This window comes from Streptomyces sp. NPDC007095, assembly GCF_040634475.1.
Lineage (GTDB): Bacteria > Actinomycetota > Actinomycetes > Streptomycetales > Streptomycetaceae > Streptomyces.
The window spans coordinates 1-15850 of record NZ_JBEYFS010000154.1 but is presented as its reverse complement, the minus strand read 5'-3'; the positions used below and the strand labels follow the sequence as shown (position 1 = coordinate 15850).

The window sequence follows — 15850 nt, the reverse complement described above, 5'->3', positions numbered from 1 at the left end:
TTGCACACCTCGCCGAGCACAGACTGCCCAGAACCGGCCGACGCTGAACCTCCGGCCCCACCACGCGGCACGCACCGTAGCCACTGAGATGGCTGTTCCCAGTACCTTCCGAAGGAACAAGTCTGCTGGGAATCAGCCGAGTTGACCAACGCAACCAAGCGCGATGATGTGAGTCGACCACCGCCCACCCTGGCCGACACGCAACCTACACTGCTGCCGATCATTCCTGACGACCGACGTGTCGCCGCCGCCGGCCAACACCCCGAGCCTGGGCGGAAACGACAGAGACGCATGGAAGACCCGACGAAAGAGGACGCTGAATGCGGGTGCTGTTGTCTACATACGGGACACGTGGCGACGTCGAACCGCTGGTGGCACTCGCGGTGCGGCTACGGGCGCTCGGCGCGGCGGTGAGGATGTGCGCCCCGCCGGACGAGGAGTTCGCCAAGCGGCTCGCACGTATCGGAGTGCAACTGGTGCCGGTCGGGCCACCTGTCAGGGAGTTGATGCGCGGGAAGACCCTGCCCTCGGCGACGGACCTGGCCCGCTACAGGAACGAGTTGGTCGAGACGCAGTTCGACGCCTTCCCTGCGGCGTTCGACGGATGTGACGTGGTAGTGGCGGCAGGTCTGGGGCAGGTCGCCGCGCGATCCGTGGCCGAGGCCGCGGGTATCTCCTACGTGTACGTGAGCTATGCGGCGGTCCACCTGCCGTCGCCGCACCACGCACCACCACCGCGGCCGGGCTGGCCGGAGCCTGAGGCCGCCGACAACCGGACACTGTGGGAGTTGGACGCCCGGAACGTCAACGCGCAGTTCGGCGAGGCACTCAACAGTCACCGGGCAGCGCTCGGCCTGCCGCTGGTGGACAACGTGCGCGATCACATCCTCACCGACCATCCATGGTTGGCGGCGGACCCGGTCCTGGGATCGTGGCGGCAGACCCCAGGCCTCGACGTCGTGCAGCCAGGCGCATGGACCCTCGCGGACGAACGCCCCCTCCCGGCGGACTTGGCGAGGTTCCTGGACGCGGGCACCCCGCCGGTCTATGTGGGCTTCGGCAGTATGTCCCCGGCCGAAGGCATCGGCGGCATGGCCGTCGAGGCGATCCGCGCACAGGGGCACCGCGTGCTCGTGTCCCGCGGTTGGGCCGACCTGGATCTCGTCGACGACGGGGACGACTGCTTCGCCATCGGCGAGGCCAACCATCAGAACCTGTTCGGCAAGGTGGCCGCTGTGGTCCACCACGGCGGCGCGGGTACGACGCTGACAGCGGCCCGGGCGGGCGCGCCGCAAGTGGTGATACCTCTCCAACTGTCGGACAACCCGTACTGGGCCGGCCGGGTGGCGGCATTGGACCTCGGTGCGGCCCTCGACGCTCCGACCACGACCGTCGAATCTCTGGGCATCGCGCTCAAGACTGCTCTGGCACCCCAGACCCGGGCGCGCGCGAAGTCGCTGGGAAGCCGGCTCCGCACCGACGGAGCGGAGGTGGCCGCGCACTGGTTGGTTGACGAGTCGCGGTGAACGAGGCCGGCCCGCAGTGCCCGGACCGATCCGGGCGAAGGGCCCCCGGGCGGGGTGAACCCGTCCGGGGCTTCGGCATGTGGGGACCATGGCCTCGCGGTTGATCGCGCTGCGGCTGACACCGCACCCTCGGTTGCTACCGTTCGGGTTCATGGATGACGGCGTGTACGTAGGCAATGCGGGCAGGGACGCAACAGGGAACCGGGGATGGCTGCTCGGGCACTTCAAGGAGCAGGGCGATCCCCGCCGCAGTGACGCCGTCGAGGTCAAATGGGGTGTCCATCCACGCGGTGAGCAACGAGCGCAGTGGGTGCAGGGCGAGATGCGGACAGCTCTGCTGGTTCTCATCACAGGACGCTTCCGTATGGAGTTCCGCGGCCGCAGCGTGCTGCTGGAGCGGCAGGGCGACTACGTCGTCTGGGGCCAGGGGGTGGATCACTCCTGGTTCGCCGAGGACGACTCCGTGGTCATGACCTTGCGATGGCCTTCTGTCTCTGGATACGCCGTCCCCGATGAGGAGGGCGCGTCACGACCGAAGTGAACCATTGGCCTTATGTGATCCGCTATCTTCAGGAAAACCCCTTGATGTCGCACGCCGAGCGCAAACGACGTTCCGCCACCGATTTGGTGTGACGTTGGTCACGGTTGACCACCTAATCGGATCACATTTAGCATCACCGGAAATGAGCCACCGCACGGGCGGCCGAATAAACAGAAGCGTCCACAACCGCTACTCCGCATGCACCTCGCGCAACTTTATGGAGTCTGGGTAGACAGATGGCGATTTCAGAAGTTTGCGCGAGACGCCGCCGAGTCCGTGAAAGTTCGGTTCGAAATCCAGAACGGCCCGCGCTCCGTGTTGTTCGCACAACAGCGCAGCCAGGGCGTTGACCGGGCTGGATAGCCGATCGCCCCAGCTGGGGTCCCGTCGAAGGGCCTTGGGCCTGTCCGGCGGATCAGGTCGGAGGCAAGTAGCGGCGCCTCATAAACGCAGGTGAGCGAGGTCTGGTGCGTGCAAGCTGCAAGGCGGAGGAGGGAGTCGATGCGGAGCATCGGCGAGTGACGACAACGCCGCAGATGTGCATGCCAGACCCCGCGTCTCCGGCATGATCCGCCGGACGGGCCCCAGACCCATAGGCATTGTTTTCAGATCGCACTTTGATTGCAACGCATACATTCCGGCCGTCGACCTGAAGCCGTGCGAAGGTGACATGCCGGGCATGCCCGTGCTGGATCGCGTGAACCACTGATAATCCGGGAACACCTGGAACTGATTTCCGCCGCGTTCTCTTCTCGTGAAGGGTAATCCGTGTCTTTACCCCGAATCGCAGTCACTAATCATTCCGACGAAGAGACAAAATCCGCGCCTTTGTCACTGGCGCAGGAACGTCTGTGGGTCATGGCACGCATGGACGGCGACGCCAGCGCCGCCTACAACGAACCGATGCCCTTCGACATTCGGGGGCCCCTTGACCGGGACCTGCTCATCAAGGCGCTGCACCTGCTCGCGGCCCGGCACGAGGCCCTGCGCACCCGACTGGTGCCCTCCGGCGGCTCAGCGCTCCAGGTCGTCGATCCGCCGGGGATCGGGTTCCCGGTGACCTTCGAGGATCTGGCCGGACTACCGGACGCGGCCGAGCGGTTCGCGCGGACACGGCGGGAAGTGGAAGGCACCCCGTTCCGCCTGGGCGAAGAGCCCATGGCGCGCGGCTGCCTCGTGGCGCTCGAACCGGGACACCATGTCCTGCTGCTGACGGCTCATCACATCATCTTCGACGGCTGGTCCCGCTCCCTGCTGCTGCGGGAGCTGGGCCTGGTGTACACCGCGCTCCGGCAGGGGCAGGACGCGTCGCTGCCGGAACTGACCTGGCAGTACAGCGACTACACCCGCTGGCAGTGGGACTGGATGTCGGGGGACGAGCCCGCCGCGCACGCCGACTACTGGACCACCGCACTGGCCGACACCCCGGCCGTGATCTCCCTGCCCGCCGATCGGCCCCGCCCGCCCGAACAGGACTTCCACGGCGACCGGTTGCCCGTGACCGTCGACGAGGACCTGACGCGGGCCCTGCGCGCGCTGGCCTTAGACAACGATGTCTCCCTCTACGCGACCGTCCTCACCGGCTGGTCCGTACTGCTGTCCCTGCTCTCCGGGCAGGACGACATCGTGGTCGGCGCCCCCACGTCGAACCGCCGACGCGGCGACGTCGAGGGTCTGATCGGCTTCTTCGTCAACACCCTCGCCCTGCGCGCGGACCTCTCCGGCTCACCCAGTGTCAAAGATGCCCTGAAGCGGGTGAACCAGCGGATCCGCGACGACCTCAAGCACGTCGACCTCCCCTTCGAGCGAGTCGTCGAACTGGTCAACCCACCGCGGAGCCCCGCCTACACAGCCCTGTTCCAGACCATGTTCGCCTGGGTCCCCTCCATGCGGAAGGAACTCGAACTTCCGGGTCTGGAGGTCGAGTTGCGGGAGGACGCCGCCCACGTGCCCGCGAAGTTCGACGTGGTCCTGGCCCTCGCCGATGAGGGCCGGCACCTCACCGGGGAGATCGACTACGCGGTGGCGCTCTACGGCCGGGCGACGATCGAACGGTGCATACGTCAATTCCTCCGCGTGCTGCGTCTGATGACCGAGCAGCCCGATGCCGAGATCGCCGACCTGACGCTGCTCGACGAGGACGAGCAGCGGGCACTCCTCGCCACCTTCAGCACAGGGCCCACCGTGGTCGACCCGGCATCGGCGGGCGTGCTGGAGCGCTTCGCCGCGCAGGTCCGCGAACGACCCGGGCAGTGTGCGGTGGTGGCCGATGACGCGGAACTGGACTACGCGACACTCGACCGCCGGGCCAACCGTCTCGCCCATGCGCTGATCGCCCGCGGTGCCGGTCCCGATCGTGTGGTGGGCCTGCACGCCGGACGTACGGCCGAACTCGTCATCGGTGTGCTCGGGATCCTCAAGTCCGGAGCCGCCTACCTGCCCCTCGACCCCGGCCAGCCCCCGGAGCGGCTCACCGCCATGGTGAGCGACGCCGCACCGGTCCTGGTGCTGACCGACCAGAGGGACACCGCGGACGACGACGCACAGCTGTGGGAGCACCTGGCGAAGATGGAGGCAGAGGGGACACACGACGAGGCGCCGGCCATCGACACGGACCAGACTCGGCTCGCCTACGTCATCTACACCTCGGGGTCGACCGGCCGGCCCAAGGGCGTGGCGGTGACGCACGGCAGCGTCGTCAATCTCTTCGACCACTGGCGTGAACTCATGGGGGATGCCCCCGGCGAGGCGTCCTCGGCCTGGTCGAGCATCGGCTTCGACGCGTCGGTGCACGAACTCCTCGTCCCGCTGACCACCGGCGCCGTGCTCCACCTGGTTCCCGACGAACTCCGTGGTGACCCTCGGGCATTGATGGACTGGATGCGCGAACGCAAGGTCACCCAGGCGTTTCTGCCCCCGTCCTACGTCCTGTGGATCGGCGAGGATCCGGTTACACGCTTGGCCGGATCGAGCCTGCGTCAGCTCCTCACCGGAGTGGAATCCCTGCCTGAGAGCACCCTGCACCGCATGCGCGAGTTGCTGCCCGGCTTGCGCATCTGCTTCGGCTACGGCCCGACCGAGGCCACGCTCTACTCCACCGCCTACACCGACCCGCAGCCGTACGAGCGGTCGTGCCCCATCGGGCGGCCGCTGCGCGGCACACGCCTGTACCTGCTCGACGATCGCATGCGCCCGGTACCCGTGGGAGTTCCCGGAGAGGTCTACATCGGCGGAGCGAGCCTGGCCCGCGGATATCTGAACCGCCCCGACCTCACCGACGAACTCTTCGTGCCCGACCCGTTCGTCCCCGGTGAACGCCTCTACCGCACCGGCGACCTGGCGCGCTGGCTGCCTGACGGAAACGCCGAGTACGTCGGCCGCCGCGACGACCAGCTCAAGCTGCGCGGCTTCCGCATCGAACCCGGCGAGGTCGAGGCGGCGCTGCTGGCGGTCCCCGGGGTGCGGGAGGCCGTCGTCCTGGCCGATCGCGACACACCCGGTGGCCCCTACCTGGTCGCCGGCGTGGGATGTGACGCCGACGCCACGCGGATGTCGTACGAGTGGCGTGCGGCCCTCAAGGACCGTCTGCCGGACTACATGATCCCCGTCGTGGTGGCCGAGTTCCCGCGGCTGCCGTTGAACCGCAGCGGCAAGGTGGACCGGACCGCAGTGCTGCGCGCAGCGGCAGGAGTCCGCGCGGGCCGGGTCAACACGGCCGCGCCCCGTGACCATGTGGAGATGGCGCTGTACCGGGTCTGGCGCGGGGTGCTGCTGCACCCGGACATCGGAATCGGTGACAACTTCTTCGAGCTGGGCGGCACTTCGATATCGGCGATCAAGATGGCGTCTGCCGTCCAGGAGGAACTCGGCGTCGCCCTGGCCGTCCGGGACGTCATGCTGCACCCCACCATCGAGGCGCTCGCCGAGCGGGTGCGCGGGGGCGGCGGCGATGCCGCGCAGTCCGCGGAACTCAGCAGCCTGGTCGAATTCCGTGCGGGCGGCGACCGGCAGCGTGTGGTGTGTGTGCACCCCGCCGGCGGCACCGCGTTCTGCTACCTGCCACTGTCCGCTGAACTGGCCGACGACATCGGCGTGGTGGGGCTTCAGGCGCCCGGCATCAATCCCGGCGAGCCCACCCTGCCCGGTGTCGAGGCGATGGCCGAGGAGTATCTGCGGCTCATCGGTCACCCCGCCGACGAGGCACTGGTGCTGTGCGGGCTCTCCTACGGCGGCCTGATCGCGTACGAGATGGGCCGCCGCCTGGTGGCGGCCGGACACGAGAGGGTGAGCGTGGTCCTCCTCGACACCCACGGTGCCCAGGACGACGAGCAGCGCGCCGCGATCGCGCCGGTCGGCATGGAGGAGTTCCGGGAGAAGCTGGTGCGCTTCAACGGCATGTACCCGGGTATCGACGACGACCAGGTGGCCCGGTACCTGAACGTCTACAACCACCATCGCGAGACCGCGCGTGACTACGCCGTACCCGAATCGCCCGCCCGTGTCGTGCTGATGCAGGCGACGGCCGTGGAGGACGAAGACGCGGACGGCGAGGGTGCCGCTCGTCTACGCGCGTTCTGGCGCCATCGCGTCAGCGGTGAATTCGTGGTCGAGCCGGTGGCCTGCGGTCACTGGGACATGTTGGAGAGCGACGAGTTGCCCCGCGTCGCCGCCGTCCTCACCGCCGAACTGCACCGGCTGACATCCGCCCCCGGCCAGGGCGAGACGGAGCGCACAACACCTTCAAGCACGTCGGAGGCACGATGAAACCGCGCGTCGAAACGTCCCCCATCGACGTGACCGAGGACTTGAGCGCCCCAGCCGGGATAGCCCTCGAGATTCACCGCCGAGCCCTTCGCACACCACACGCTGAGGCGGTCGTCGACGGCGAAGTCAGCCTCGGTTATGCGACGTTGAACGTGGCAGCCGCCACCGTCGCCCAGGAGCTGAGGCGCCAGGGCGTCACCGCGGGGCAGGCCGTGGCGGTGGCGCTGCCGCGGTCGTGGCGGCTGGTCTGCGTGATGCTGGGCATTCTGCGGCTCGGGGCGCAGGTCGTGCCCCTCGACACACAGAGCCCCGCCGAACGCCGTCACTTCATCCTCCGGGACTCCGCTGCGGTCGCCCTGGTGTACGAGACGATCGAGAGCGTCACCGGGCTCCCGCAGGACGTGAAGGCGCTCACCACGGACACCCTTGTGCCCGAACTTCCGGATGCCGCTGCCGTCGTAGAGGCACCGTCCGCCCCCGGCGAGGTGTCCTTCCTGTTCTACACCTCCGGAACGACGGGGAAGCCCAAGGGAGTCGAGGTCCGTGACGCCGGAGTCCGGCGACTGGCACAACCCGGCTACATCCGTATCGAGCCTGGTCTGCGCTACGCCTGCCTGGCCAATCCGGCGTTCGACGCGCTGAGTTTCGAAGTCTGGGCGCCCCTGCTGACCGGTGGCTGCTGCGTGATCCTGAGCGACGGGGACGTGCAGACACCCGAGCGGCTCGCCATTGCACTGCGGCACGAGCGCGTGGACACCGTCTTCATCACCACCGCGCTGTTCAACGCGGTGGTCACGGCCGTGCCGGACTGCTTCGCCGCGGCCGGTGACGTTCTGGTCGGCGGTGAGCAGCTCAACCCCCAGGTGATGCGCCGCTGGTACCGGGACAACGCCGACAGCGGCACCCGTCTGTTCAACATCTACGGGCCAACGGAGTCCACCACCTTCGCCCTGTGCCATCCGATCCCGCGGGACTTCGGCGGGGACGTGGTGCCGATCGGACGGCCCCTGCCGCAGACCGGTGCCGTCCTGGTCGTGCCGGGCCAGGAGAGGGTCGCCGCGCCCGGTGAGGTCGCCGAACTCCTGCTGAGCGGCGCCGGACTCGCCGTCGGATACCGCAACCTCCCCGAGGAGACCGAGCGGCGCTTCGTGCGTCTCGCCTGGCTCGACGGCGGCGAGGAGCGGCACTACCGCACCGGTGACCTCGTACGAGCCGACGACGAGGGCCGGGTGGAGTACGTCGGACGGACCGACCGCCAGGTCAAGGTCCGCGGCTTCCGGATCGAACCCGGCGAGGTGGAACGGCACGTCCTCGCCCACCCGGCGGTCCAGCGGGCCTACGTGTGCACACGCCGCGCGGGCCAGGAGGGGCCCAACGAACTGCTGGCGTTCGTCGTCCTCCGTCAGGAACTGTCCTACGAGGAGTTCGACAGCCACCTCGCGGCCCACCTGCCCGCCTACATGCGCCCCCACCAGATCCATCTCGTGGAGGAGCTGCCGCTCAACGCCAACGGCAAGGTCGACCAGGCCGCACTGCTGCGGCAGGCCGACCAGCCTTGGCGGCCCGCCACCTCCGACTGCGACGGACCGGCCGCGACGGAGACCGAGCGCCGGGTCGTCGAACTGGCCGAGGAGATACTCGGCACCACCGGCCTCGGGCTCGGCGACCGGTGGATCGCCAGCGGCGGTGACTCGTTGAAGGCGCTTCGGTTCTGCTTCGCCGTACGACAGCGATGGGGCCGCGAGCTGGCTCAGGCGGCCGTCCTTCACGGCGACCTGGCCGCCGTCGCCCGGTCCCTCACCACGGTCCGTCCCGGCGAGGAGAGCGCCTTGCCGGCACCGGTGGTCTCCGGTGCCCGCTCGGCGCCCGCCACCAGCGAACAGCAGCGGCTGTGGCTGGTACAGCGCCGCACGCCGGGATCCCGGGCCTACTCCGTCAACCAGGCCTTCCGCGTGGACGGACCCGTCGACACCACTGCCCTCCGGCAAGCGCTGCGCAGCCTGGTGGCACGCCACGAGGCGCTGCGGACGAGCTTCGGCCTCGGGCTGGGTGGCCTGGAGCAGACCGTCGGCAAGCCGTACGATCCCTGGCACGACCCGGGAACGCGGCAGGCATGGGACGAGGAAGAAGCGCACGCCTTCAGCGACACCTTCTTCGCCGAGCCCTTCGACCTCGCCGTCCCCCGCATGCTCCGAGCCTGCTGGCTGCCGCGTGACGGCGGCGGCACGCTCCTGCTGCACCTGCACCACATCGCCGTGGACGGCTGGTCGTTGAGCATCCTGCTGCACGACCTGTCGGCCGCCTACGCCGAAAGCGGCCGGCACGAGGCCCCAGCTCCGACCCCGCTGGACTTCGCCGTCTGGCAGAGCGACCGGTTCGCGAGCACGGCATACCAGGTGCAGCGCGATGAACTGCTCGCTTTCTACCAGGGTTTGGAGGAGCCGCAGGAGCCGCTGCCCGCCCAGGACACGGATCCGGCACCGCGGGCGCACCTGCTGCACACGTCGCTCGACGTCGTTCGGCGGGCCCAAGTGGACCGACTGAGCGCCGAGTTCGGACTGACCCGGTTCCAGGTCCTGCTGAGTGTGTTCTCCTGGTGCCTGTACGGTGTGGCCGGCCTGGTCCGCCCGCGCATCGCCGCCCCGGTCGCGGGCCGCCCGGTGCGCGAGTTCGAGAACAGCGCGGGCATGATGGCCAATACCGTGCTACTGCCTCTGACCGTCGTGCCCGGTGAGGATCTACGCTCACACCTCGCCCGCACCAGGACCGACACAGGGCAGGTACTGGGACGCCAGGACGTGGCGCTCACAGACGTCCTGACCGGCTGGGACGGCGTCGGCGACAGCACACCGTTCGACTTCCTGTTCGTCCTGGAGAACACCGACTTCGGGGCGCTGCGGCTGCCCGGCTGCGCCCAACAACCCCTGTGGTGGGTGGCACCGGAGGCCAAGTGCCCGATGACGGTCTCCGTCGTCGAGCATGCGGACGGACTCGACGTGCTGTGGGAGTACGCCGAGGACCGATTCACCGGCGAGGCCGTCGAGGCGATGGCCGAGCTGTTCCGGCGGGGCGTGGACGCGCTCGCGGCCGGTGGCCGCTCCACCACGCGGGAGCTGGTCGCGCCCTACCGGCGGTCCCTGCCGGAGCACGGGCGCGGGACCGCCCAGGAACCGGGCTTCACCACGATCGCCGAGGGCTTCGCACAGCAGGTCGCCCGCACCCCGGACGCCCCCGCCGTGGTCACGGCCGACGGAAGCACCCTGAGCTACGCGGCCCTCGACGCCCGTGCCGCAGCCCTCGCCACGGAACTGGCCGACCGCTACCCGATCCCGGCCGACGGCAGCCCCTGCCGGGCGGCCCTGTACCTGGATCCCTCCGCCGAACACGTGGTGGCGCTGTTGGCACTGGCAAGGCTGAACGTCACCGCCGTCCCCCTCGACCCCTCCTACCCGGCCGACGTGCTGCGCCGCGTCCTGGAACGGATCGACCCGCTGTGCGTCCTCACCACGCAGGACGGTTCGCCGACGCTGGACACGCTGCTCCCGGACGGTGTGGTGCGCCACCTCGTCGCAACCGCGGACCCGGCGCCACGGAAGGGCGAGGGCACGAGGGCGTCGTACAACGGGCACACGCATCACCGACGCACCGTCGGCGCGCCGACGCACGGGGGCACCCGCCCCCTGTACACACTGTTCACCTCCGGCTCCACCGGCGTCCCCAAGGGCGTGCAGATCCACGACCGCACCCTGTGCGACCTGATCAGGTGGCAGTCCGGTCCCGGCGGCCTGGCCGCCCCCGCGGCCACCCAGCAGTTCTCGATGCTGGCGTTCGACGTGTCCTTCCAGGAGATCTTCGGGACACTGTGCACAGGTGGCAGCCTCCAGCTCATACGTCCCGAGTGGCGTCAGGACGCGCCCGCGCTCCTGGAGCGGCTGGAGTCCGCGGGGACCGAGCGGATCTTCATGCCCTACGTGGCCCTGCAACTGCTCGCCGAGTATGCCGTCCGCCTGAACAGGTATCCCTCCCGGCTGCGCGAGGTGGTCACCGCGGGCGAACAGCTGGTGTGCACCGACAGCATCCGGCGCTGGTTCGCCGGACTCCCCGGCGCGCGCCTGTTCAACCACTACGGGCCGACCGAGACACATGTGGTCAGTGCCCTGTGCCTGGAGGGCGACCCTGGCCGGTGGCCCGAACGGCCCGCCATCGGCCGCCCGGTGGCCGGCGCCGACCTGCGCGTGGTGGACGCCCAGGGCGACCCGGTCCCGGCCTGGTGCACCGGCGAGCTGTTGGTCGGCGGCACCATGACCACACGCTGCTACCTCGACGAACCCGCACTCGACGACACCCGCTTCATCGAACTCCCCGGCGCGGGCCTGTTCTACCGCAGCGGGGACCGGGCGTGGTTCGACCGCGAGGGCCTGCTGCACTACGCGGGCCGCGACGACCAGCAGATCAAACTGAGCGGGCACCGGCTGGAACTCGGCTCCGTCGAAGCGGCCCTGCTGCGCCATCCGGCGGTGGTCAACGCCGTCGTCGCGCGTGACGGCGACCGGCTGACGGCCTGCCTGGAGTTCCGTGGCGAGTCCCCGTCCGCCGACGGCCTGACCGCGCACCTCGCCGCTCTGCTGCCCTCCTACGTCCGCGTGGACCACTTCCGCAGCCTGGAGACGCTGCCGCGCACCCCCAGCGGCAAGCTGGACCGGAAGGCGGCGCTTCGAGCACCGGGCGAGGAGATACGCCGCTCGGCGGCCGCCCGCACCGGGCTGTCGGCCGAGGAGGAGCGGCTCACCGCTGCCTTCGAGGCGGTCACCGGGACGACGATCGAACCGGACCAGACCTTCTTCGAGGCGGGTGCCTCCAGCCTCACTCTCATGCGCTTCCATCTGCGCTGCACCACGGAACTCGGTCTGCGCTTCAGCGTCGCGGACCTGTTCGAGCACGTCACCGTCCGCTCCGTGGCCCGCCACCTCACCGCCCCGCGGCCACTCGCCCCATCGGCCGCGAAGAATGACGGGACCCCCGAACCTGGCGAGCCGATCGCGGTCGTCGGCATGGCGGTACGGGTGCCCGGCGCCCCGGACCTGGCCGCCTTCTGGGAGCTGGTGGTCTCCGGCGGCACCGGCATCCGCCGCATCGACGCGCCGGAAGGAGTCGTCGGCGCGCACAGCACCCTCGACGGCATGCTCGACTTCGACCCGGGCCACTTCGGCATCAGCCCTCAGGAAGCGCGCCTGATGGACCCCCAGCAGCGTCACCTGCTGATGACCTGCGTGCAGGCCCTGGCACACGCCGGCGTCGCGGACACCTCGGCCACACGAGTGGGCCTGGTGGCCGGCGCCGGGGAGAACACCTACTTCCAGTCCATGCTGCGCGAGGCAGACCCCGACCGACTGCCGGACGGCTTTCAGCTCGCCCTGCACCATGAGAAGGACTTCCTGGCCACCAAGGTGGCGTACCACCTCGGGCTGACCGGCCCCGCCTTCAGCGCCCAGACGGCCTGCTCCAGCTCTCTGGTCGCCGTGCACCTCGCCGCCGGTCTGCTCCGACAGGGCGAAGCCGACGTGATGCTCGCCGGGGGAGTACTCATCGACCCCGGGCTGACCGGCGGCTACCGCTACCGCCCGCAGCACATCTTCTCCGCGGACGGCGACTGCCGGCCCTTCAGCGACGACGCCACCGGCACGGTCGGCGCGAGCGGCGCCGGCGTCGTGGTCCTCAAAACGCTGCGGCAGGCACGGCGCGACGGAGACACCGTCTACGCGCTCATCACAGGCTCCGCGATCAACAACGACGGTGCGGCGAAGATGAGTTACACCGCGCCGTCCCTGGCCGGACAGCGGGAGGTGATCCGGACCGCCCTGTCCCGCGCCGGACGCACCGGCGCCGACCTCGGCTATGTAGAGGCCCACGGCACCGGCACCCGGCTGGGCGACCCGATCGAAGTGGCCGCGCTACGACAGGCGTTCGACGTGAGCGAGTCCGGCTGCTGCGCTCTGAGCTCCCTCAAGAGCCAGCTCGGCCACATGGGCGCGGCCGCCGGTGTGGCGGGCCTCGTGCGCGCCGTCCTCGCCGTGCACCACGGGAGCGTCCCACCCACCGTCAACTTCCGTGCGTTCAACCCGGAGATCGGCCCCGATCCCACTCCCTTCTACGTCCCGGCCGAAGCGACGCCCTGGCCCGAGGGACGCGAACGGGTGGCCGCGGTCAGCAGCTTCGGGATCGGCGGCACCAACGCCCACGTCATCGTGGAGCAGGACACGACGCCCGGACCGGTGGAGACCCGCGCGGTACCCGAGTGCCTGGTGCTGTCGGCCTCCAGCGCGGACGCCCTCGCCGACGACGCCGCTCGGATCGCCGACTACCTCCAACTGCACCCGGAGCACCACGGGTTCGTGCTGGGTCATCTCCAGGCCGGACGGGTCGCTCGCCGTCTGCGGGCCGCGGCACCCGTGACGGACGCCGCCGCGGCCGTGCGCTGGCTGCGCGCGGTGACCACAGGAGCGGTGCCGCTCGGTACCGCGGACCCGGACGCCGTACCGGTCTCCGCGGCCGGTCGCACGGCCCACGACCTCGCTGCGGACTGGACCGCCGGACGCCCTGTCGACTGGGGGGCAGGCTCCGCTCCGGCGCCCTGGGACTTCCCGCCCCCGTCCTTCTCCCTCGCGGAATACGACTTCGACCGACTGCCCGAGGAGCCGCGCGCGGCCCCAGCCGCCACACCCCGGCGGCTGCCCCGGGAGAACTGGCTGCACCAGCCGCACTGGGTCCGGCTGCGCCGTGCCGCCGTCGCGGACACCACCGTGCCGGCCGGCCGCGCGTCCGCCGTGGTCGTCGTAGCCTCCGAGAACACTCCGCGGACAGCGCTCGCGCCCTTCAAATCGGTGGCGTCGCAAGTGATACGGGTGCACCCGGCCGGCGCCTTCGCCCGCAGAGGACCGGACGCCTACGAAGCGGACCCTGTCAATCCGGCGTCTCTGCGCCAGCTGCTCGATGCGCTGTCCGAGGACGGCGTCCCAGCCTCTGCCGACACGGAGTGGGTGCACGCCCTGCCCCTCGACGTGACAGGGCCGGTCGGTCCCGGCACCCTGGAACACGCCCGCCACACCTGCCTGGACAGCACGGCGGCCCTGGCCCAGGCGCTGACCGGGCGAAACGGCTCCCCACGTGTGTGGTGGCTGTCGTACGGCGCCCGGCCCGTGACGGGAACGGTGGACAGACCTGAACTGGCGCTCCTCGCCGGGCCGGTCGAGGTCGCCCATCAGGAGTCCGCCCTGAACGGCCACTGGCTCGACCTCCCCGACGGCGACCTCACCCGCTGGGCCGGATACGTGGCCTCGGTCGTCGCCGATACACGTGAGGCCGGTCATCCCGACGGACCGGACCTGCCTCGCCAGCTCGCGCTGCGGCAGGGTTACTGGTGGCGGCCGGACACCATACCCGTACCGGAGCCGAAGGGTACGCAGTCCCTCGTACCGTCCGGAGCGGACACCGTCCACCTGGTGCTCGGCGGCACGGGCGGCATAGGCCGCGCCATCGCCGCCTGGCTGCTCGAACACACCCACGGTCGCGTCCTGTTGCTATCGAGAAACCCGCGGCTGCCCGAGGAGTTGAACGGATGGGCCAACCGCATCGGCCTCGTCCCGGCGGATCTCGCGACCATGCCCGTTCACGAAGTGGCGGCGGCCGTCGCCGACCACACGTCACGGCTGGACGGCGTCATCCACGCGGCCGGTCTCGGACACGGCGGCCTGCTCGTACGACGTGACACCACGGCGATGCGCGACGCCACCGCGGTACGCGAGAGGGGCGCACTCGTCGTCGAGCACCTGATCAAAGCCTTCCGCCCCGAGATCGCGGTCTACTGCTCCTCGATGTCCGCCCTGCTCGGCGGCGTCGGCCAGAGCGACTACGCGGCCGGCGCGAGCCTCCTCGACGGCTTCGCCCACCACCGGGCCTCCGAGACGGAGACGACCGTCCGGATCGGCATCGACTGGGACATCTGGAGCGAGACCGGAATGGCGACCCGGGTCCTGAACACGGACAGTCGCCATCAGGCCCACCTCGCGGTCGGCCTGACCGTCGAGGAGGGCAAAGCGGTCTTCGCCCACGCCCTCGCCCTGCAACTGCCGCAACTCCTCGTGTCCACAACCGACATCGAGGTCTCCCGAGCCTTCTACGCTCCCGCCGAGATCGCGGATCGGTCCTCGTGCTCCGGACCGGTGCACCCGGCGGACGGAAAGGAGGAGGCCCCCGACGCCGGCAGTACCGCAGAGCGAGCGGACGCCATGGCCCGGGTGATCCAGGATCTGCTGGGCGTGGACGAACTGGACCCCGAGGACTCTCTCTACGACCTGGGCGCCGACTCGCTGACCCTGATCAGCCTGATCGCCCAGATCGAGGACGACTACGGCGTCGAGTTCGACCTGGCCTCCTTCAGTCACCGCGTCAGCCTCGCGGAGATCCTGAAACACATCGAGGCGGCCCTCGCCTCCGCCGAGCCCACCACCGAGGCGGCCGGAAGCACCTCCCGGGTCGTCCTCGACATCTGGCAGGAGGGAACCGGTTCGGCCGTCCTGTGCCTGGTGCACCCCGTGGGCGGAGACATCCAGGCCTACCGCTCCCTGGTGGCAGCCCTCGGACCCGCGCCGACGGTGTGTCTCATCGCCGACCCGGCACTCCGCGACACCGAGATGCCCGCATGGTCACTGGCCGAGCGGGCCCAACACTACGACGCGGAACTACGTGATCGCTTCGGCGGACCGGACCACCGGCTTCACCTGGCCGGATGGTCCTACGGCGCCCGTGTGGCCATGGAGATGGCGGGCCTCGCCGAGTCGGCCGGCCGGCCGCTGGAAGCGCTCTACCTTCTGGATCCGCCACCGCCCCAGACGGAAACACTGATCGCCGCGTACGACGAGGCTCACCTGGAAAAGGTGTTCGCCGCCGAACTCGGCACCGGCGCCTCCTCGTTGCCGACCGAGCACGCACAGGCGTACGCCGAGAGGCTGGCCCGCTGCTG

4 protein-coding genes are annotated in these 15850 nt (G+C 70.0%); all 4 read left to right on the top strand.

The window, feature by feature from the left end:
• The first annotated feature begins 320 nt into the window (after positions 1-320).
• Positions 321-1526, top strand: coding sequence for a glycosyltransferase (locus ABZ656_RS38930; RefSeq protein WP_060899921.1), 1206 nt, complete (start codon positions 321-323; stop codon positions 1524-1526).
• A 151-nt stretch (positions 1527-1677) separates the two neighbouring features.
• Complete coding sequence (locus ABZ656_RS38925) at positions 1678-2067, top strand: signal peptidase I (protein ID WP_360274682.1); 390 nt, start codon at positions 1678-1680, stop codon at positions 2065-2067.
• 768 nt (positions 2068-2835) lie between these two features.
• Complete coding sequence (locus ABZ656_RS38920; protein ID WP_360274679.1) at positions 2836-6831, top strand: amino acid adenylation domain-containing protein; 3996 nt, start codon at positions 2836-2838, stop codon at positions 6829-6831.
• Positions 6828-15850 (top strand): amino acid adenylation domain-containing protein (locus tag ABZ656_RS38915; RefSeq protein WP_360274676.1); only part of this gene is annotated, 9023 nt, incomplete at its 3' end. The genes ABZ656_RS38920 and ABZ656_RS38915, both read left to right, overlap by 4 nt.

Excerpts from the sequence above, each read along its gene's own strand:
- ABZ656_RS38925 (WP_360274682.1), top strand. The coding sequence starts at position 1,678 with ATGGATGACGGCGTGTACGTAGGCAATGCGGGCAGGGACGCAACAGGG.
- ABZ656_RS38930 (WP_060899921.1), top strand. The coding sequence starts at position 321 with ATGCGGGTGCTGTTGTCTACATACGGGACACGTGGCGACGTCGAACCG.